The 19,162-nt window shown below is 71.3% G+C and carries 21 protein-coding genes; 13 read left to right on the top strand and 8 right to left on the bottom strand.

Going from position 1 to position 19,162, the window contains the following annotated elements; genetic code table 11:
- The first annotated feature begins 101 nt into the window (after nt 1-101).
- The 4 genes from AB0J36_RS25105 (at nt 102) to AB0J36_RS25090 (ending at nt 7,476) form a co-directional block, all read left to right on the top strand.
- Nucleotides 102-3,839: a multifunctional oxoglutarate decarboxylase/oxoglutarate dehydrogenase thiamine pyrophosphate-binding subunit/dihydrolipoyllysine-residue succinyltransferase subunit gene (locus AB0J36_RS25105; RefSeq protein ID WP_363661187.1), complete on the top strand. Its 3,738-nt coding sequence runs from the start codon at nt 102-104 to the stop codon at nt 3,837-3,839.
- Nucleotides 3,840-3,960: 121 nt separating this feature from the next.
- Nucleotides 3,961-4,146 carry a DUF6104 family protein gene (locus tag AB0J36_RS25100; protein WP_139582193.1) on the top strand — a complete coding sequence of 62 codons (186 nt, stop codon included), beginning with the start codon at nt 3,961-3,963 and terminating at the stop codon, nt 4,144-4,146.
- Nucleotides 4,147-4,294: 148 nt separating this feature from the next.
- Complete coding sequence (gene pta, locus AB0J36_RS25095; RefSeq protein WP_357125798.1) at nt 4,295-6,364, top strand: phosphate acetyltransferase; 2,070 nt, start codon at nt 4,295-4,297, stop codon at nt 6,362-6,364.
- Entirely contained in the window at nt 6,361-7,476 is a 1,116-nt protein-coding gene (locus tag AB0J36_RS25090) for an acetate kinase (RefSeq protein WP_357175302.1), read from the top strand. Before pta ends, AB0J36_RS25090 begins: the two co-directional genes overlap by 4 nt.
- Here the strand turns inward: AB0J36_RS25090 and AB0J36_RS25085 are convergent.
- Nucleotides 7,473-7,640: a hypothetical protein gene (locus AB0J36_RS25085; RefSeq protein ID WP_357125804.1), complete on the bottom strand. Its 168-nt coding sequence runs from the start codon at nt 7,638-7,640 to the stop codon at nt 7,473-7,475. The genes AB0J36_RS25090 and AB0J36_RS25085 overlap by 4 nt on opposite strands.
- A 158-nt stretch (nt 7,641-7,798) precedes the next feature.
- Here AB0J36_RS25085 and AB0J36_RS25080 point away from each other — a divergent pair, with 158 nt between their 5' ends.
- A complete protein-coding gene (locus tag AB0J36_RS25080; protein ID WP_357175308.1) occupies nt 7,799-8,692 on the top strand; it encodes an alpha/beta hydrolase in 894 nt (297 codons plus the stop codon).
- 35 nt (nt 8,693-8,727) lie between these two features.
- Here AB0J36_RS25080 and AB0J36_RS25075 read toward each other — a convergent pair whose 3' ends face one another.
- Together AB0J36_RS25075 and AB0J36_RS25070 are read right to left on the bottom strand one after the other, a co-directional pair.
- A complete protein-coding gene (locus tag AB0J36_RS25075) occupies nt 8,728-9,102 on the bottom strand; it encodes a type II toxin-antitoxin system VapC family toxin (RefSeq protein ID WP_357125810.1) in 375 nt (124 codons plus the stop codon).
- Nucleotides 9,099-9,353: a type II toxin-antitoxin system prevent-host-death family antitoxin gene (locus AB0J36_RS25070; protein WP_357125813.1), complete on the bottom strand. Its 255-nt coding sequence runs from the start codon at nt 9,351-9,353 to the stop codon at nt 9,099-9,101. Before AB0J36_RS25070 ends, AB0J36_RS25075 begins: the two co-directional genes overlap by 4 nt.
- A gap of 120 nt (nt 9,354-9,473) precedes the next feature.
- On the opposite strand from AB0J36_RS25070, the gene AB0J36_RS25065 reads away from it, so the two are divergent.
- Entirely contained in the window at nt 9,474-10,019 is a 546-nt protein-coding gene (locus tag AB0J36_RS25065) for an aminoglycoside adenylyltransferase (RefSeq protein ID WP_363661186.1), read from the top strand.
- Here the strand turns inward: AB0J36_RS25065 and AB0J36_RS25060 are convergent.
- Nucleotides 9,901-10,362, bottom strand: a complete 462-nt coding sequence (locus AB0J36_RS25060; RefSeq protein WP_363661185.1) for a MerR family transcriptional regulator — start codon at nt 10,360-10,362, stop codon at nt 9,901-9,903. The genes AB0J36_RS25065 and AB0J36_RS25060 overlap by 119 nt on opposite strands.
- 90 nt (nt 10,363-10,452) lie before the next feature.
- On the opposite strand from AB0J36_RS25060, the gene AB0J36_RS25055 reads away from it, so the two are divergent.
- Both AB0J36_RS25055 and AB0J36_RS25050 read left to right on the top strand, forming a co-directional pair.
- Complete coding sequence (locus tag AB0J36_RS25055) at nt 10,453-11,502, top strand: aldo/keto reductase (protein WP_357396499.1); 1,050 nt, start codon at nt 10,453-10,455, stop codon at nt 11,500-11,502.
- Nucleotides 11,503-11,577: 75 nt separating this feature from the next.
- Complete coding sequence (locus tag AB0J36_RS25050; protein WP_357125825.1) at nt 11,578-12,543, top strand: chlorophyllase; 966 nt, start codon at nt 11,578-11,580, stop codon at nt 12,541-12,543.
- A 124-nt stretch (nt 12,544-12,667) separates the two neighbouring features.
- Here AB0J36_RS25050 and AB0J36_RS25045 read toward each other — a convergent pair whose 3' ends face one another.
- The 3 genes from AB0J36_RS25045 to AB0J36_RS25035 all read right to left on the bottom strand — a co-directional run bounded on the left by AB0J36_RS25045 (nt 12,668) and on the right by AB0J36_RS25035 (nt 15,454).
- Nucleotides 12,668-13,630 carry a zinc-binding dehydrogenase gene (locus tag AB0J36_RS25045; protein WP_357125828.1) on the bottom strand — a complete coding sequence of 321 codons (963 nt, stop codon included), beginning with the start codon at nt 13,628-13,630 and terminating at the stop codon, nt 12,668-12,670.
- A 150-nt stretch (nt 13,631-13,780) separates the two neighbouring features.
- Complete coding sequence (locus tag AB0J36_RS25040) at nt 13,781-14,959, bottom strand: NADP-dependent malic enzyme (protein ID WP_357175327.1); 1,179 nt, start codon at nt 14,957-14,959, stop codon at nt 13,781-13,783.
- 144 nt (nt 14,960-15,103) lie between these two features.
- A complete protein-coding gene (locus AB0J36_RS25035) occupies nt 15,104-15,454 on the bottom strand; it encodes a S24/S26 family peptidase (RefSeq protein WP_357125834.1) in 351 nt (116 codons plus the stop codon).
- Between the two features lie 84 nt (nt 15,455-15,538).
- Between AB0J36_RS25035 and sodN the strand changes: the two genes are divergently transcribed.
- The 3 genes from sodN to AB0J36_RS25020 are packed head-to-tail and all read left to right on the top strand — an operon-like array spanning nt 15,539 to nt 16,900.
- A complete protein-coding gene (gene sodN, locus AB0J36_RS25030) occupies nt 15,539-15,943 on the top strand; it encodes a superoxide dismutase, Ni (protein WP_355050524.1) in 405 nt (134 codons plus the stop codon).
- Complete coding sequence (locus AB0J36_RS25025) at nt 15,940-16,461, top strand: GNAT family N-acetyltransferase (RefSeq protein ID WP_357125838.1); 522 nt, start codon at nt 15,940-15,942, stop codon at nt 16,459-16,461. Before sodN ends, AB0J36_RS25025 begins: the two co-directional genes overlap by 4 nt.
- Before the next feature lie 31 nt (nt 16,462-16,492).
- A complete protein-coding gene (locus AB0J36_RS25020; RefSeq protein WP_357126538.1) occupies nt 16,493-16,900 on the top strand; it encodes an ATP-binding protein in 408 nt (135 codons plus the stop codon).
- Between the two features lie 114 nt (nt 16,901-17,014).
- Here the strand turns inward: AB0J36_RS25020 and AB0J36_RS25015 are convergent, their stop codons facing one another.
- Nucleotides 17,015-17,404: a hypothetical protein gene (locus tag AB0J36_RS25015; protein WP_357125841.1), complete on the bottom strand. Its 390-nt coding sequence runs from the start codon at nt 17,402-17,404 to the stop codon at nt 17,015-17,017.
- Nucleotides 17,405-17,447: 43 nt separating this feature from the next.
- Here AB0J36_RS25015 and AB0J36_RS25010 point away from each other — a divergent pair, with 43 nt between their 5' ends.
- Nucleotides 17,448-18,398, top strand: coding sequence for a diacylglycerol kinase family protein (locus AB0J36_RS25010; protein ID WP_357125844.1), 951 nt, complete (start codon nt 17,448-17,450; stop codon nt 18,396-18,398).
- A gap of 447 nt (nt 18,399-18,845) precedes the next feature.
- Nucleotides 18,846-19,103 (top strand): WhiB family transcriptional regulator, encoded by a 258-nt coding sequence (locus AB0J36_RS25005; RefSeq protein WP_007072794.1) that lies wholly within the window; start codon nt 18,846-18,848, stop codon nt 19,101-19,103.
- The last annotated feature ends 59 nt before the right edge of the window (nt 19,104-19,162 follow it).

Here is a 19,162-nt window from a genome sequence, read left to right as displayed (position 1 = left end):
TCCGTACGGCGTAGCCTGGGAGTCGTCTGTCCGTTCTCCTTGATCGGCGTGACGGACACCGCGTGACACACAAACCCGCGTGAAAGAGGCGATTACCGGCCGTGTCGACCCAGCAGACTTCGCAGGAGAACCCACTGGCGGGTTTCGGCCCGAACGAGTGGATCGTCGAGGAGATGTACCAGCGTTACCTCGCCGACCCCACGAGCGTCGATTCAGCCTGGCACGACTTCTTCGCCGACTATCGACCAGCGCCCGGCGCCGCCACACCGCGCCCGACGGAGAGCGCTGGCAAGCCGGGCGCCGCCCCCGAGCCGGACGGCCAGCCGGAGGCCGCGGCCAAGGTGACCCAGCCCGCCACGAAGCCGGCCGCCGCCGCTCCGGCCAAGCCGGCCGCCGCCGCGCCCGCCCCGGCCAAGAGCGCCCCGGCGCCGGCGAAGGAGGCCCCGGCCAAGCCGGCCGCGAAGGCGCCCGCGCCGACCGCCGACGGCCCGCAGACCACGCCGCTACGGGGTGTCGCCGCGAAGATCGTCCAGAACATGGACGCCTCGCTGAGCGTGCCGACCGCGACCAGCGTGCGTGCGGTCCCGGCGAAGCTGCTGGTCGACAACCGGATCGTGATCAACAACCACCTCGCCCGGGGGCGGGGCGGCAAGGTCAGCTTCACCCACCTCGTCGGCTACGCGATGGTCCGCGCGCTGGTCGAGCACCCCGAGATGAACAACTCGTTCGCCGAGGCCAACGGCAAGCCGGCCGTGGTCCGCCCGGCGCACGTCAACCTCGGCATCGCCATCGACCTGGCCAAGCCGGACGGCACCCGCAACCTGGTGGTCCCCTCCATCAAGGGCTGCGAGCAGATGGACTTCCGGCAGTTCTGGCAGGCGTACGAGGACGTCGTCCGGCGGGCGCGGCGCAACGAGCTGACCATGGAGGACTACGCCGGCACCACGATCTCGCTGACCAACCCGGGCGGCATCGGCACCGTGCACTCGATGCCGCGGCTCATGCAGGGGCAGAGCGCGATCATCGGCGTCGGCGCGATGGAGTACCCGGCCCCCTACCAGGGCATGTCCGAGGCCACCCTCGCCGAGCTGGCGGTCAGCAAGGTCATCACGCTGACCAGCACGTACGACCACCGGATCATCCAGGGCGCGCAGTCCGGCGAGTTCCTCAAGGTGATGCACGAGCTGATCCTGGGCGAGCGCGGCTTCTACGACCAGATCTTCACCTCGCTGCGGATCCCGTACGAGCCGGTCCGCTGGATGCGGGACGTCGCCGTCAACTCCGAGGGTCAGATCAACAAGACCGCCCGGGTGCACGAGCTGATCCACGCGTACCGCGTGCGCGGTCACCTGATGGCCGACACCGACCCGCTCGAGTTCAAGATCCGCAAGCACCCCGACCTGGACGTTCTCCAGCACGGGCTGACCCTGTGGGACCTGGACCGCGAGTTCCCGGTCAACGGCTTCGCCGGCCGGCAGCGGATGAAGCTGCGCGAGATCCTCGGCGTGCTGCGTGACTCGTACTGCCGCCGGGTCGGCATCGAGTACATGCACATCCAGGACCCGGAGGAGCGGCGCTGGATCCAGGAGCGGATCGAGCGCAAGTACGAGAAGCCGTCCGCCGACGAGCAGAAGCACGTGCTCAACCGGCTCAACGCGGCCGAGGCGTTCGAGACCTTCCTGCAGACCAAGTACGTGGGCCAGAAGCGCTTCTCGCTGGAGGGCGGCGAGTCGTTGATCCCGCTGCTCGGCGAGGTGCTGGAGTCCTCCGCCGAGAACGGCCTGGACGAGGTCGTCATCGGCATGGCCCACCGGGGCCGCCTCAACGTGCTGGCCAACATCGTCGGCAAGCCGTACGAGAAGATCTTCTCGGAGTTCGAGGGCCACCTGGACCCGCGCTCCACGCAGGGCTCCGGCGACGTGAAGTACCACCTGGGCCAGAACGGCAAGTTCACCACCCCGGACGGCGAGCACGCGGTCAAGGTGTCGGTGGTGGCGAACCCGTCGCACCTGGAGGCCGTCGACCCGGTGCTGGAGGGCATCGTCCGGGCCAAGCAGGACCGGATCGACCTCAAGCTGGAGGGCTACACCGTGCTGCCGCTGGCGGTGCACGGTGACGCCGCGTTCGCCGGGCAGGGCGTGGTCGCCGAGACGCTCAACCTGTCGCAGCTGCGCGGTTACCGCACGGGCGGCACCGTGCACGTGGTGGTCAACAACCAGGTCGGCTTCACCACCGCCCCGGAGTACAGCCGGTCCAGCCTCTACAGCACCGATGTGGCCCGGATGATCCAGGCGCCGATCTTCCACGTCAACGGCGACGACCCGGAGGCCGTGGTCCGGGTGGCCCGGCTGGCCTTCGAGTACCGGCAGACGTTCAACAAGGACGTCGTGATCGACATGGTCTGCTACCGCCGGCGCGGCCACAACGAGGGCGACGACCCGTCGATGTCCAACCCTCAGATGTACAAGATCATCGACTCGAAGCGCTCGGTGCGCAAGCTCTACACCGAGGAGCTGATCGGTCGCGGCGACATCACCGTGGAGGACGCGGAGGAGCTGCTGCGCGACTACCAGGCCCAACTGGAGAAGGTCTTCAAGGCCACCCGGGACGCCGCCGCCGCGCCGCGCCAGCTCAACCGGCCGCGCCGCGAGGAGGAGCCGGAGCCGGCCGTCGACACCGCCACCGACGCCGCCGTCGTCAAGGCGATCGGCGAGGCGCACGTCAACCTGCCGGAGGGCTTCACCCCGCACAAGCGCATCCAGCAGCTGCTCGACCGGCGGGCCAAGATGTCCGTCGAGGGCAACATCGACTGGGGGTACGGCGAGATCATCGCGTTCGGGGCGCTGCTGCACGACGGGGTGACCGTCCGGCTCGCCGGTCAGGACTCGCGTCGCGGCACCTTCGTCCAGCGGCACGCGTCGGTGGTCGACTCCCGTACCGGGGACGACTACCTGCCGCTCAAGTCGCTCACCGGCGACGGCGAGCGCTCCCGGTTCTTCGTGCACGACTCGCTGCTCAGCGAGTACGCGGCGATGGGCTTCGAGTACGGCTACTCGGTGGAGAACATCAACGCGCTGGTCGCCTGGGAGGCCCAGTTCGGCGACTTCGTCAACGGCGCCCAGTCGGTGATCGACGAGTTCATCTCGTCCGGTGAGGTGAAGTGGGGTCAGCGTTCGGCTGTCACCCTGCTGCTGCCGCACGGCCACGAGGGCCAGGGCCCGGACCACACCTCCGGTCGCCCGGAGCGGTTCCTGCAGATGTGCGCCGAGGACAACATGCGGGTCGCCATCCCGACGACCCCGGCGAACTACTTCCACCTGCTGCGCCGCCAGGCCCTGTCGCCCAAGCGCAAGCCGCTGGTGGTGTTCACGCCCAAGTCGCTGCTGCGGCACAAGCTCTGCGTCTCCTCCGTGGAGGACTTCACCACCGGCACCTTCCAGCCGGTGCTGCGCGACACGGCCGCCCCGGCGCCGGAGGCGGTGAAGCGGGTGCTGCTCTGCTCCGGCAAGGTCTACTACGACCTGTTCCAGGCCCGGCAGGAGCGCGGCGTCACCGACACCGCGATCCTCCGGATCGAGCAGCTCTATCCGCTGCCGGTCGAGGAGATCCGCGCCGCCCTGGCGCAGTACCCGAACGCGGAGGACTTCGCCTGGGTGCAGGAGGAGCCGGCCAACCAGGGCGCCTGGTCGTTCGTGGCGCTCAACCTGCTGGAGCACCTCACCGACGTCCGGCTGCGGCGGATCTCCCGCCCGGCCGCGGCGGCCCCGGCGGTCGGCTCGGCCAAGACCCACGAGGTCGAGCAGACCGCGCTCATCGAGGCGGCACTTCCCCGCCCGTGAACTGACCGCGCCACGCGAGCCGGGGCAGGGCCGTCGACCGCGGTCCTGCCCCGGCTCGCGTCGGTCCATCCGATCACCGACCCGCCCGGTCCGCGCCGGGCCGAGCACGAGGACGTACGACGTGTACTTCACCGACCGTGGCATCGAGGAGCTGGTCGAACGCCGGGGCGACGAGCAGGTGACCCTGGAGTGGCTGGGCGAGCGCCTGCGCGACTTCGTCGACCTCAACCCGGAGTTCGAAACCCCCATCGAACGCCTGGCAACCTACCTGGCCCGCCTGGACGACCCCGACGACGAAGACGCCTAACCCCTTTGACCCGGTGATCAAGAGGTTCGCGTCACTTCTGGCCCCGATCGTGACGCAAACCTCTTGATCACGAGGGCGGGGTGCTCGGGAGGGGGCGGGGTGCTCGGGAGGGAGCGGCGTGGGGCCGGCGATCTTCTAGGGTGGGGGCGTGGCTCGCAGCGTGTACCTGACCAGCGTGGGTTCGGGCGGGGGTAAGTCGACCATCGCTCTCGGACTGGCCGAACTGCTGTCGCGGCAGGTGGGGCGGATTGGCGTGTTCCGGCCGCTGGTCGCCGACACCGGCCCCGATTCGATCCTCGCCCTGCTCAGCGAGCGGTACCGGGTCGAGGTGCCGGTCGCCGAGCTGGCCGGGGCCACCTACGCCGAGGCGGCCGCGCTGGTCGCCGACGGCCGGCGCGAAGAGCTGATCTCCGCGATCGTGGAGCGCTACCGGGCGGTCGAGCGGCAGTGCCCGGCGGTGGTCGTGGTGGGCAGCGACTTCGACGAGCCGGGTGACCCCGCGCACCCTCGCGAGCTGGCCTTCAACGCCCGGCTGGCCACCGAGTTCGGCAGCGTGGTGGTACCGGTCGTGGACGGCTACGAGCAGGAGCCGGCGGCCGTCGCGGCGGCCATGCGCGGGGCGTACCACGATCTGGCCGACCTGGGCGCGACAGTGCTCGCGGTGATCGCCAACCGGGTGCCCGGACCGATGACGCTGCCGGAGCTGCCGGTGCCCGCGTACGCCATCCCGGAGGTGCCGAGCGTGTCGGCGCCGACGGTGGCCGAGGTGGCGGCGGCGCTCGGCGCCACCCTGCTGGCCGGGGACGACGCCGCGCTCGGGCGGGACGTGCTGGACTTCGTGGTCGGCGCGGCGCACGTGCCGACCCTGTTGGGCCACCTCACCGAGGGGGCGCTGGTGATCACCCCGGGCGACCGGGCCGACCTGCTCGTCGCCGCCAGCGCGGCCCACGTGGCCGGGCAGGTGTCGGTGGCCGGGTTGGTGCTCACCCTGGGCGAGCAGCCCGATCCCCGGGTCATGCGGCTGGTGGAGGGGTTGAACACCGGGCTGGCGGTGCTGTCCGTGGGCAGCGACAGCTACGACACGGTCGAGGCGTCCAGCCGAATCGAGGGGCGGCCCAGCGTGGCCAACCCGCGCAAGGTGGAGGCCGCGCTGGGCGCGTTCGAACGCTGCGTGGACACCGACGACCTGGCCCGCCGGCTCCGGGTGAGCCGCTCGACGCGGGTCACCCCGCTGATGTTCGAGAACGAGCTGATCGACCGGGCCCGCTCGCAGCGCCGCCACCTGGTGCTTCCCGAGGGCACCGACGACCGGATCCTGCGGGCGGCGGAAATCCTGCTACGCCGGGGCGTGGCCGACCTGACGCTGCTGGGCCGTCCCGACGACATCGCCCGGCGCACCCGCGAGCTGGGCATCGACCTTGGCGACGCGCGGCTCGTCGACCCGACGAGCAGTGGGTGGCACGACGAGTTCGCCGCCGAGTACGCGCGCCTGCGCGCCCACCGGGGCGTCACCGCCGAGCTGGCGTACGACATCGTGGCCCAGCCCAACTACTTCGGCACGCTCATGGTGGCCACCGGGCACGCCGACGGCATGGTCTCCGGCGCCACGCACACGACCGCCGCCACCATCCGACCCGCCTTCGAGATCATCCGTACCGTCCCGGACGTCTCGGTGGCCTCCAGCGTCTTCTTCATGCTGTTGCGCGACCGGGTGCTGGTCTACGGCGACTGCGCGGTGAACCGCGACCCGGACGCCGCCCAGCTCGCCGACATCGCGATCTCGTCGGCCGACACCGCCGCACGGTTCGGCATCGAGCCCCGGGTGGCCATGCTGTCGTACTCCACCGGCAGCTCCGGCGCGGGCGCCGACGTGGAGAAGGTCGCCGCGGCCACCGCGCTCGTCCGGGAACGCCGGCCCGACCTGCTGGTCGAGGGGCCGATCCAGTACGACGCGGCGATCGATCCGGCGGTGGCGGCGACCAAACTGCCGGAGAGCAAGGTCGCCGGGCACGCCACGGTCTTCATCTTCCCGGACCTCAACACGGGCAACAACACGTACAAGGCGGTGCAGCGCTCGGCCGGGGCGGTCGCCGTCGGGCCGGTGATGCAGGGCCTGCGCCGGCCGGTGAACGACCTGTCCCGGGGCGCGCTGGTGCCGGACATCGTGAACACGGTGGCGATCACCGCCATCCAGGCGGCCGCCGGGGAGGCGTCATGAGTCGGGTCCTGGTGCTCAACTGCGGGTCGTCGTCGGTGAAGTGGCGGCTCTACGACGGGGACCGCACGCTCGGGCAGGGCACCGTCGAGCGGGTCGGCGAGGCCGGTGGCGGCCCGGCGGACCACGCCAGCGCGGTCCGGCAGATCCTGGACGGGCTGGACCTGACCGGGTTGACAGCCGTCGGGCACCGCGTGGTGCACGGCGGCCGGACGTTCACCGCCCCGACGCTCGTCGACGACGCGGTGCTGGCCGCGATCCGCGACCTGGTCCCGCTCGCCCCGCTGCACAACCCGGCCAACCTGGCCGGCATCGAGATGGCACGGGCGGCCCTGCCGGACGTACCGCAGGTCGCCGTCTTCGACACGGCGTTCCACCACACCCTGCCCGAGGCCGCCGCGACCTACGCGATCGACCGGGACACCGCCGAGCGGTACGACATCCGCCGGTACGGCTTCCACGGCACCTCGCACGCGTACGTCTCCCGGCGCACCGCCGAGCTGTTGGACCGCCCGTACGGGCAGCTCAACACGATCACCCTGCACCTGGGCAACGGGGCGAGCGCCTGCGCGGTGGCCGGTGGTCGCAGCGTCGCCACCTCGATGGGGATGTCACCCCTGCAAGGGCTGGTGATGGGCACCCGCAGCGGCGACCTGGACCCGACCGTGATCTTCCACCTGCGACGCGAGGGCGGCCTGTCGGTGGACGAGATCGACGACCTGCTCAACCACCGCAGCGGCCTGCTCGGCCTGAGCGGCGTCAACGACATGCGCGAGGTACTGCAACGCCGGGCCGCCGGCGACCGGGCCGCCGCGCTGGCCTTCGACGTCTACTGCCGGCGGATCACCGAGTACGTCGGGGCGTACTACGCGCTGCTCGGCCGCGTCGACGCGATCGCGTTCACCGCCGGGGTGGGCGAGCACGCCGCCGGGGTGCGGGCTGCCGCGCTGGCCGGCCTGGACCGGCTCGGCATCAGCGTGGACGACACCCGCAACGACGGCCAGGGTGACCGGGTGATCTCACCCGACGGCGCCGAGGTGAGCGTGTGCGTCATCCGCACCGACGAGGAACGGGAGATCGCCCGGCAGACCCGGGACGTGGTGGGGAAGCTCTAGGCGAGCCAGACGACCAGGGCCACCAGCAGCACCACGACCACCGCCGCGCCGACGATGAGGGGCAGCCGGGACGGCGCGTCGGCCGGGACGGCGGCCTCCGGCGTCTGGGTGAAGGCACGGAACGCCTCGGTGTTGCCACTGGGGTCGGTGTAGTTCTCAGCCATGCCGGTGACCCTAGCGAAGCCATGGCCGACGCACCGCCCCCACCTCCCGTGGTCGCGTCGGGTCGGGCCGGGCGGCGGAGGTGACCCGACCGGGTGGGGGGCAGAGGCAGGCCGGACGGCGGGGCCGTCGCGCAGGTCCCGACGCCTACGGTGAGACAGTGGGGGCGGGACGCCTGGTCGCCGTACTGGTGACAGCGCTGCTGGCGGGGTGCGCGCCGGCCTCCGCCGTGGCCGGCGGGTCCACTGGGCCACCGGCCGCGCGCCGAGCGCCCGAGGGGTCGTACACCGTCGGCGTGCGTACGCTCACCCTCGATCCGCGCTCGGCGCGCCCCCTGCCGGTGACCCTCTGGTATCCGGTGGGCACCGACGGTGTGGCCGCCGGGCGGTTCCCGGTGGTCGTCTACAGCCACGGGCTGCACAGCCGGCCCGAACTGCACGCCGGGTTGACCACCCGGTGGGCGGCGGCCGGATTCGTGGTGGCCGCGCCGGCGTACCCGCACACCCGCTCGGACGCCGCGCACTTCACCCGGGCCGACGTCCGCAACCAGCCCGCCGACGGTTGGCGGCTGATCCGGCACCTGGGACGCCTCGACCGCGACCCGGGTGATCCGCTCGCCGGCCACCTGGATCTCGCGTCGGTCGCCGCCGCCGGTCACTCGGCGGGCGGCTTCACCACCTCCGGCATGTTCACCGAGGGGCACCCGACCCGGTTGCGCGCCGGCATCGTGATCGCCGGCGGCGGACTGCCCGGCAGCTTCGCGGGGCCGAGCGCCCCGGTGCTGTTCGTGCACGGCACGGCCGACCCGGTGGTGCCGGTGACGGTCGGGCGGGCGGCGTACGCGCGCACCCGGGGTCCGGCGGCCTTCCTCAGCGTCGTGGGGCAGGGGCACGGCGAGTACCTCACGCCGGACCGTCCCGGGTTCACACCGGTGCTGGCCACGACGACCGACTTCCTGCGCTGGACCCTCTACGGCGACAGCACGGCCGGCGCGCGCCTCCCCCTCGACGCCCGCACGGCGCTGACCCGCTACGAGTCACGCCCGGCCCGCTAGCAACTCCCCACCCGGCACCCGGCCGAGCCGTCCGGTCACACCTTGAGGACGTCCACGTCGTACAGGGCTATCGACGCGTCGCGCGAAGCGAGGGTCAACCCTTCGGTGATCGCCTGCGCCACCAGCATGCGGTCGAAGGGGTCGCGGTGATGTGGTGGCAGGCGGCCAGCGGCGATGGCGTGGGCATGGGTCACCGGGAGGTCCCGGAAGCCCATGTCTCGAACCCGCTCCGCAAGGTCAGGCGGTCCGGCGAGTTTCCCGGTGCTCTGCTTGATGGTGATCTCCCACAGGGTGACCGGGGAGAGGAAGATGTCTGGCTCGTGGCGTAGTTGGTCGAGCAACTCGGGGCCGAGGTCCGGGTCGCCGGCGATGGCCCAGAGGGCGACGTGAGTGTCCAGCAGCAGGTTCATGCGCCGAGGCCGAAGTCCTCGGCGATCTCGGCGTTGGTCCGTGGTGAGTCCCAGTCACCCGAGAGGTCCAGTTCGCCGGCGAGCGAGCCGATCGCGGTGCGGTTGGCCCGCCGGACCAGGGGTACGACCTTCGCCACCGGGGTGCCCGCCCGGTCGATGATGATCTCCTCGCCGCGTTCCACCCGTTCGATGATGCGCGACAGATGGGTCTTGGCATCATGCATGTTGTAGTGCACGGCCTCAGCCGACATGGCGCAGCCCTCTCGCTTAGCTAAGGGATTAGTCTAGCCTGTTTGAACGCTGACGTCAGCGGCCTTGTCGGCTCGGGGCGGGGGTCGGACGCGCACGCCTCCCGACGGTACCGTGGCCCGATGGACGACCTCGCGCGTCGCCAGTTGGCGAGCATCGCCGAACTGGTCGAGGTGACCGGACCGGCAGGTGTCCCGGTGTGGTTGCGCGGCGGGTGGGCGATGGACTTCCACCTCGGCGCGGTGACCCGCCCGCACGTCGACGTCGACTGGTACTGCTGGCACGAGGACGCGCCGCGACTCGCCGCACTGCTGCTGGCCCGGGGCTGGCGTCCCGACCCGAGGATGCCGGCGGAGCGACAGCTCGACCTGTTCGCGGGAGACGTCGAGGTCAGCGTGGCGTACCTGGGCCGGGACGGCAGCGGTCGGCCGACCGTGGGCGCCGGCCCCTGGGCGGGCACCCTCCTGCCGGCCGGGATGCTGGACGCGCCGCCCGGCCGGATCGGCGCGTTGGTCGTACCGGCGATCTCGGTGGCGGCCCAGATCGAGTTCAAGCAGATGTACCCGGTGTGGATGCCGGAGCGTCCCCGCCGTCCGAAGGACGCGGACGACCTGGCTCGACTGCTCGCTGGGCCTCGTCGAGCAGATCCTCGTACACCCCGATCTTGAAACCGATCAGGTCCAGGCACTGCGTGAGTTTGCCGATCTGGCCGGTGACGCGCTCGCGGTGCTCGCGCATCAGGGCAAGACGTTCCTCCTCGTTGCCGGCACCCGCCCGGACGAGGTCGGCGTACCGGCGCAGCGCGGGCAACGGCATGCCCGAGGCACGGAGAATGATGCAGACGGTCAACCAGTCCACGTCGTCCTGGCTGTACACGCGACGCCCGCCGGGCCCTCGGCGTACCGGATCGACGAAGACGCCCTCCTGCTCGTAGAAGCGCAGGGCGTGCACGCTCAGGCCGGTGCGTTCGGCGACCTGCCCGATGCTCAGACTCGCGATGTCGTCGGCCATGCCGAGCAGGGTAGCGAGGCTTGACCTAGAGCCGACTCCAGCTCCTAGGGTCCCCCGTGATCGTCACGACATCGCCAGAGGAGCATCGGCATGCGCTATCGCACCCTCGGCGGGACCGGCATCGAGGTGAGCACCCACTGCCTCGGAAGCATGATGTTCGGTGCCGTCGGAAACCCGGACCACGACGAGTGCGTCCGCATCATCCACACCGCGATCGACAGCGGCATCAACGCCATCGACACCGCCGACATGTACGGCCGGGGTGAGTCCGAGCAGATCGTGGGGAAGGCGCTGCGGGGGCGTCGCGACGACGTCGTCCTCGCCACCAAGGTCCACTTTCCGATGGGCGAGGGGCCCAACCAGGGTGGCAACTCGCGGCGGTGGATCCTCAAGGCGGTCGAGGGGAGCCTCCAACGTCTGGGTACCGACTGGATCGACCTCTACCAGGTCCACCGCCCGGACCCCTCGACCGACATCGAGGAGACGCTTTCGGTGCTCACCGACCTGGTGAGCCAGGGAAAGATCCGCGCCTTCGGATGTTCGACGTTCCCCGCTGAGGAGATCGTCGAGGCACACCAGGTGTCCGAGCGTCGCGGCCTCGGCCGGCTGCGCACCGAGCAGCCGCCGTACTCGATCCTCGCCCGCGGGGTGGAGACCTCGGTCCTCCCGGTCTGCCAGCGCTACGGCATGGGGGTGCTGGTCTGGAGCCCGCTCGCCTTCGGCTTCCTCAGCGGCAGGTACCGCAAGGATCGGGCCGTCGACCTGTCGACCGGGCGGGCGGTTCTCCGGCCGGCGCAGTTCGATCCCGCGATCGCGGAGAACGCGGCCAAGCTCGACATCGTCGAGCGGCTCGTCGACCTCGCGGCGGACATCGGGTGCACGCTGCCACAACTCGCCATCGCCTTCACCGTGGCCCATCCGGCGGTCACCTCGGCGATCATCGGACCACGGACCATGCAGCACCTGGAGGACCTGCTCAAGGGCGCGAGCCTCGCCCTGGACGACGCGACCCTCGACCGGATCGACGAGATCGTGCCACCCGGCACGAACCGGTACGAGCCCAACGCCGCCTTCCGCCCCCGCTCCCTGACCGACCCGGCGCGGCGGCGGCGTCCGCTCTCCGAACGCGCCGCGGCCTGAGACGACCGGTGACAGCGTGGCCGCAGCGCGCCGGACCGCCCCGAGCCACCGGCACGGCACGGCACAATTGAGGCCATGTCGCGTCGTGTCACCCCCACGCTGCTGGCCAGCGCCCTGCTCCTGACCGGTCTGGTCGGCTGCTCCACGGACGCCCCGAGGAAGGAGACCGCGCCGGTCGCCGTCGAGCCGCCGCCGGCCGCCACGCCGACACCGCGGGTACCCGCCGGGTCCGCGCCCGAGAGCGCCTTCGGCGTCGGCGTACGACAGCTCAAGCTGAACCGGGACGGCCGTGCGCTGCCGGTGACCCTCTGGTATCCGGCGGCCGGGAAGGCCGGCGGCGCGGCCAGGCGGTCCGCGGCGGCGGCGGACGGCCGGTTTCCGGTGGTGATGTTCAGCCACGGCCTCGGCGGGCGGCCGGAGGACTACGCCGCGCTGCTGACCCGCTGGGCCGCGGCCGGCTTCGTGGTGGCCGCGCCGACCTTCCCGCACACCTCCAAGGGCGGTGACGGCAACGTCCTCGACGTCCTCAACCAACCGGCCGACGTGTCGTACGCGCTGACCCAGGTGCTGGCGCTCGACGGCAGGGCCGGCGACGGGCTGCGCGGCCGGTTGGCGACCGACCGGGTGGCCGCGGCGGGGCACTCGGCCGGCGGGGTGACCACCATCGGCCTGTTCACCGCGGGCCGGGACGAACGGCTGGACGCCGGGGTGGTGTTCGCCGGTACGGCCGTCGGCGTCGGTACGGCGTTCGCGGGCGCGACCGCGCCGCAGTTGTTCGTGCACGGCGAGTTGGACGAGGTGGTCGACTACGCGGCGGGCAAGGCGGCGTACGACAAGGTGCCGTGGCCGAAGGCGCTGCTGAGCCTGCCCAAGGGTGACCACGGCCGAGCGCTGCTCGGCGACGCCGCGTCACTGCGGGTCGTCTCGGACACGTCCGTCGAGTTCCTGCGCTGGTCGCTGTACGGCGACCCGGCGGCCAAGAAGCGCATCGCCAAGGACGCGACCCGCAACGACATCGCAACCTTCGACGATCACCTCTGACCGTCGCCCCTCCCCCGCGCGATCTTGCACTTTCTGTCGCGTCATAGCGGGACATTTTTCGCGAGACGGCAACAGAAAGTGCAAGATCGCGGGGGTGTGGAGGTGTGGGGGCCGGGCGCGGGGGTCAGGCGGTGTGGTCGAGGACGACCTTGCCGAAGGCGTCGCCGGAGTGCAGGCGGGCGAAGGCGTCCTCGACCCGGCTGAACGGGACCACGCTGTCCACCACCGGGCGGACCTCGTTCTCGGCGCAGAACGCCAGCAGCTCGTACAGCTCCCCGGGGGTGCCCATCGACGTGCCCAGGATCTCCAACTGCATGGCGAAGACCCGGCGCAGGTTGACCGTCGGCTGGTGGCCGGCGGTGGCGCCGGAGACCACGATTCGGGCCATCGGGGCGGCCGACTTCATCGAGTGCTCGAAGGTCGCCGCGCCGACCGTCTCGATCACCACGTCGACCCGCTCCGGCAGCCGGGCGCCGGGCTCCACAGCGGTGGCCCCGAGAGCGGAGATCCGCTCGCGCTTGGCGGCGTCGCGACTGGTCGCGTACACCCGTTTGCCCATCGCGACGGCGAGCGCGACGGCCGCCGTCGCGACGCCGCCGCCCGCGCCCTGCACCAGCACGCTGTCGGCGTCCGCGACGCGACCCTTGGTGGTCAGCATCCGCCACGCGGTCAGCCAGGCCGTGGGCAGGCACGCGGCGTCGGTCGCGGCCATGCCGCCGGGCAGCGGGACCAGGTTCGACCGGGGTACGGCGACCTGCTCGGCGAGGGTCCCGGCGAAGTGCTCGGAGAGGATGGAGACGCCGCGTGGGTCACCGGGAGTGACGACGACCGGGTAGACGACCACGTTGTTGCCCTCGGGGTCCACACCCACCGCGTCGCAGCCGAGGATCATCGGCAACTGCGCCTCGGTGAGCCCCACCCCGCGCAGCGACCATAGGTCGTGGTGGTTGAGCGAGGTGGCGCGCACCCGCACGGTCACCCAGTCGTCCTCCGGGTGGGTCGGCTCGGGTCGCTCACCGACGGTGAGGGCGGTGAGCGGATCGGCGTCGTCGAAGCGGGAGACGAAGGCAGCACGCATGATCGGCACCGTAACAAGCTGAGCGCTCGTTAAGAAGGGCCGGCCGCCGGGCCACGCCGCACGCCGGTCACGCCGTCGCGGTCACCACGCCGGTCACGGCGTTCCGGTCACCACGCCGGTCACGGCGTTCCGGTCACCACGCCGGTCGGGGCGTTCCGGTCACCGCCGGGCCACGCCGTCACGGCGGGCGGCCTCGGCCACCGCCTCGGCGACGGCCGGAGCGACACGCGGGTCCAGCGGCGACGGGACGATCGCCTCGGGAGTCAGCGACTCGGCCACCACCCCGGCGATGGCGTCCGCCGCGGCGACCTTCATCGCGTCGGTGATCCGGGTGGCGCCGGCGTCCAGCGCGCCCCGGAACACCCCGGGGAACGCCAGCACGTTGTTGATCTGGTTGGGGTAGTCGCTGCGGCCCGTGGCGACCACCGCGACGTGCCGGGCGGCCACCTCCGGGTGCACCTCCGGGGTGGGATTGGCCAGCGCGAACACGATCCCACCGGGTGCCATACCGGCGATGGCGGCCTCCGGGATCTCGCCTCCGGAGACGCCGATCAGCACGTCCGCGTCGCGCAGCGCCTCGGTGATGTCGCCGTGGCGGCCGTCCGCGTTGGTGCTCGCCGCCAACTCGGCCTTGCCACCGGTCAGCTCGGTGCGGTGCCGGCCGATGATCCCCTTCGAGTCGCAGACGACGACCTGGTCGGGGTTGACGCCACCGGCGATGAGCATCTTCGTCACGGCCACCCCGGCCGCGCCCGCGCCGCTCACCGCGACCCGCAGGTCGCCGAGCTTGCGGTTGAGCAGGGTGGCGGCGTTACGCAGCGCCGCGAGCACCACGATGGCGGTGCCGTGCTGGTCGTCGTGGAAGACCGGGATGTCCAGCGCCTCGTCGAGGCGACGCTCGATCTCGAAGCAGCGCGGCGCGCTGATGTCCTCCAGGTTGATCCCGCCGAACGAGGGGGCCAGCGCCCGCACCACCGCGACGATCTCGTCCACATCCTGGGTGTCCAGGCAGATCGGCACCGCGTCCACCCCGGCGAACTGCTTGAACAGCACCGCCTTGCCCTCCATCACCGGCAGGGCGGCGCGCGGGCCGATGTTGCCGAGCCCCAACACGGCCGAGCCGTCGGTCACCACCGCGACAGCGTGCGACGCCCAGGTGTACTCGTCGGCCAGGGCGGGGTCGGCGGCGATCGCCTCGCACACCCGGGCCACCCCCGGGGTGTACGCCAGGGAGAGGTCCTCGCGGCTGGTGAGCGGCACCGTCGAGGCGACGGCCATCTTGCCGCCGACGTGCAGTTGGAAGACGGGATCAGCGGGGTCCACGGTGGATGAAGACATGGCGGTGACTCCAGGATCTGTCGAGCAGATGTGAGGCGGCGGGCCCGGCCGCGAGGTGGGCGGCGAGCGATGGCACGCGGCGCGGGGGGTCACCCGGCACTTTCCGAGCATAGTGTCGACCCTGCCCCTCGGATGTGAGCAGGGTCATATATCCCGACGAGGCACCCGTCCGGGGCGCGGCCAGTAGCGAGCCACCACCCGGCCGCGTACGTCGGCCACGCCGTACGCCCGGGAGTCGTCGGTGATCAACTCGTTGTCACCGCGCAGCCACCAGCCGCCATCCTGGGGCCGGACCGCCCGCTTGACGACCAGCAGTTCCGGCCGTGTTCGGAAGACCGCGACCACCACGTCGCCGGGCCGGATGGGACGCCCGCCCGAGCGGACCAGCACCGCGTCGCCGTGCCGCAGCGTCGGCGCCATGGACGGGCCGGCCACCGCGACCGCCGTCAGCGGGCCGCGCAAACGAGGCGGCTCACCCGGGTGATCGGCGCGCACCGGTTTCACCTCCACCCGGTTCGGGGAGCATTCCCAGGAGTAATGTCGCCTTTGATCATCGCAAACTTCCCATGGAGGATCCCGATGCGACTTCCGCGCATCCTTGCGCCCCGCGTCACCGCGAGCGCTCACTGCGACCTGCCGTGCGGCGTCTACGACCCGGCCCAGGCCCGGATCGAGGCCGAATCGGTCAAAATGATCTGCGAGAAGTACCAGGCGAACACCGACCCGGAGTTCCGCACCCGGGCGGTCATCATCAAGGAGCAGCGCGCCGAGCTGGTCAAGCACCACCTGTGGGTGCTCTGGACCGACTACTTCAAGGCGCCGCACTTCGAGAAGTACCCGAACCTGCACACCCTGTTCAACGAGGCCACCAAGCTCGCCGGCGCCAGCGGCGTCAAGGGCAGCCTCGACCCGGCCACGGCCGACCAGCTCCTCGCGAAGATCGACGAGATCGCGAAGATCTTCTGGGAGACCAAGAAGGCGTGACCAACCCGGTCACCCCGACGATCCGGCCGGTACGTCCCGCGGACGTACCGGCCGTCGTCGCCATGGTGCACGAACTGGCGGCGTACGAACGCGCTCCCGAGCAGTGTCACCTCACCGAGGAACAGCTCACCTCGGCGCTGTTCACCACCGCTCCGGCCCTCTTCGGTCACGTCGCGGTCGACGAGCACGACGCGCCGGTCGGCTTCGCCCTGTGGTTCCTCAACTTCTCCACCTGGGCCGGCGTGCACGGCATCTACCTGGAGGACCTGTACGTCTCCCCGGCGGCCCGGGGCACCGGCGCGGGCCGCCTACTGCTCGCCACGCTGGCCGACATCTGCGTACGTCGGGGTTACCGCCGGCTGGAGTGGTGGATGATCGAGTGGAATCCGGCCGCCGGCTTCTACGCCTCGATCGGCGCCCAGCAGATGAACGAGTGGGTCCCGTACCGGCTCAGCGGTGACGCCCTACGCGATCTGGCCGCTCAGGCGGAGGCCGCCGACACGCGCCCGGGCGACTGACCGGGTAGAGTCCCCGACCGGGGGGATGAGCGTGACTCAACTGACCGGCCAGCCAACGACCGACGACGACGTGGTGCACCTCACGGTGCCCGCCGACGGCGGTTACCTCGGCGTGCTCCGTACCGCCACCGCAGGCCTCGCGGCCCGGCTGCAGTTCGCGCTCGACGAGATCGAGGATCTGCGGATCGCGGTCGACGAGGCGTGCGCCATGCTGCTCGCCATCGCCACCCGTGACGCCGAGTTGGAGTGTCGGTTCGCTGTCACCAACGACGCGCTGACCGTCGAGGTGACCGTGCCGACCGTCCGCGGCGCCACGCTGCCCGCCGAGTCGTCCTTCGCCTGGAAGGTGCTCACCGCGCTGACCACGTCGGCGTCCGCCACGGCCACCGACGGCCGGGCGACCATCTCGTTGCTGACCCGCCGCTCCGGCGGCTACTGACCGGCAACGCTCCGCCGTGCCGGGCCGCGAGGCTCAGGCGGCGCGGCGTCGCGGGCGGGGCCACCGTGCACGTCAGCGTGCCGCGACGGGCTCAGCCGCGCCCGCCGGTCGACGTCACTCGAAGCCGAGGGCCTTCGTCGTGGGCGGGCTGACGAGCAGCCAGCCGACGCCCAGGCCGAGCGCCATCAGCGGAATGCCCAGCCAGCCCAGCCCGCCCTGGATCATGAACCAGCCGATCGGCAGCAGCATCAGCTGAAGGACGATCGCGGGGGCCCGTGCGCCGGCCCGGCGGCGCAGCAGCGCGCGGCCCAGCGCCCACAGCGCGACGGCCGCCCCGACGGCGAAGGCGGTCACCAGCAACGCCGACGCGAGATCGGTGGTGGCGGCGGTCAGGTCGGCCCAGAGCAACCAGACCGCGATCAGCCCGACGGCGACCGCCTCCGCCCACAGCAGCCGCACCGCCCAGCGAAGCGTGCCGGGAATCCGGGCCGAGTCGATGGTCACGCGCGCCACGATACCCGTGCTACCGAGAGGTACAGTGCCGCCCATGCGGGCCGTCCTGGTGGTCAATCCGAAGGCCACCACCACCAGCGAACGCAGCCGAGACGTGCTTGTCCGTGCGCTGCGCAGCGAAGTCGACCTCAGTGTGCGCTACACCCGCCGCCGGGGGCACGCCATGGCGTTGGCCCGGGAGGCCGCCGCGGAGGGCGTCGATCTCGTCGTCACCCTGGGTGGTGACGGCACCGTGAACGAGGTGGTGAACGGCCTGATGACGGCCGAGCCGCCGGCCGGTGTCGGTGACGCGTCGATGGCCCAGCGACTGCCGGCGCTGGCCACCGTCCCGGGCGGTTCCACGAACGTCTTCGCCCGCGCGTTGGGTCTGCCCCGGGAGTGGCCGGACGCCACCAGCATGATCCTGGAAGGGCTGCGCCTGGGCCGGCAGCGCACGGTCGGGCTGGGCCGCGCCGACGACCGCTACTTCACCTTCTGCGCCGGGTTCGGGCTGGACGCCGCCGTCATCCACCGGGTGGAGCAGGCCCGGCGCAAGGGGCGGGTCTCGACGCCCGGGCTCTACTTCCGCTCGATCATGAGCCAGTACTTCTTCGCCTCGGACCGGCGGCATCCGGCGATCAGTCTGGAGCGACCGGGTGAGGAGTCGGAGGGCGAGCTGGCCACCGTCATCATCCAGAACACCGCCCCGTGGACGTACCTGGGTGATCGGGAGGTCAACCCGAATCCGGAGGCGTCGTTCGACCTCGGCCTCGACGTGCTGGCACTGCGACAGCTCCGGGTGGCTAGCACAACACGGACAGTCACCCAATTCATGGGTCGGCAGCCAGATCCGAACGGACGTCAGGTGTTACGCCTCCATGACACTGCGGAGTTCACGCTGGTCTCCAGCCGCCCGCAGGCGTTCCAGCTCGACGGTGACTATCTTGGCGAGCGGGAGAAGGTCAGATTCACCTCCATTCCGGCCGCACTGAGAGTAATCTGCTAGGTCTCGGGTACTGCCCTTGGTCGACGCGGCGCCGCAACCGCTTCGGCAGGCGCCGCCACACCGAGGGGCAGGTGCCGGAAATGTCAGCAATGTCACGCGGACTGTACTATATTGATCCTCGACTGTGGCACGGCGGGTAACCAGGAAGGCACTGGAACCCGGACAAATGGGTTGTGGGCTTGCTCACCGCGCGGAGTTTTTCCGAGCGTCACCCTTGACATCGCGAGCGTTCGTGAAAGTATTCACAAGCGAACTTGAGTTACCGGGACATTGCCTGGATATGCTCGTCAGGTTGAGCTGTTCCAGCAGGTCCCCGGGGCTGACTGCCTGCTCACGCACTGCCGAATGGTCAGACGCGAACGGTCACCATAGGCACTGCGGATGCATATAGGAAAAGCACGACCCGCAATAAATTGCCACCCATCCAGAATGAGGAGTGTTGCCGCCATGGACTGGCGTCACCATGCTGTCTGCCGCGACGAGGACCCGGAGCTGTTCTTCCCGATTGGGACGTCCGGACCGGCTCTCCTTCAGGTCGAGCAGGCCAAGGCCGTCTGCCGGCGCTGCTCCGTCACCGACCAGTGCCTTCAGTGGGCGCTCGAGTCGGGTCAGGACGCCGGCGTCTGGGGCGGGATGAGCGAGGAGGAGCGGCGCGCTGTCAAGCGGCGCGGCGGCCTCCGGGTGCTGCGCGCTCACTCCGCCTGATCTCCCAACGACACAGCAGTACGCCCCGGCAGGTCCGCCTGCCGGGGCGTACTGCTGTC

The sequence above is a fragment of the Micromonospora sp. NPDC049662 genome, from assembly GCF_040675055.1.
In the GTDB taxonomy this organism is placed as follows: Bacteria; Actinomycetota; Actinomycetes; order Mycobacteriales; family Micromonosporaceae; genus Micromonospora.
This window is presented reverse-complemented; position numbering and strand designations above follow the sequence as displayed.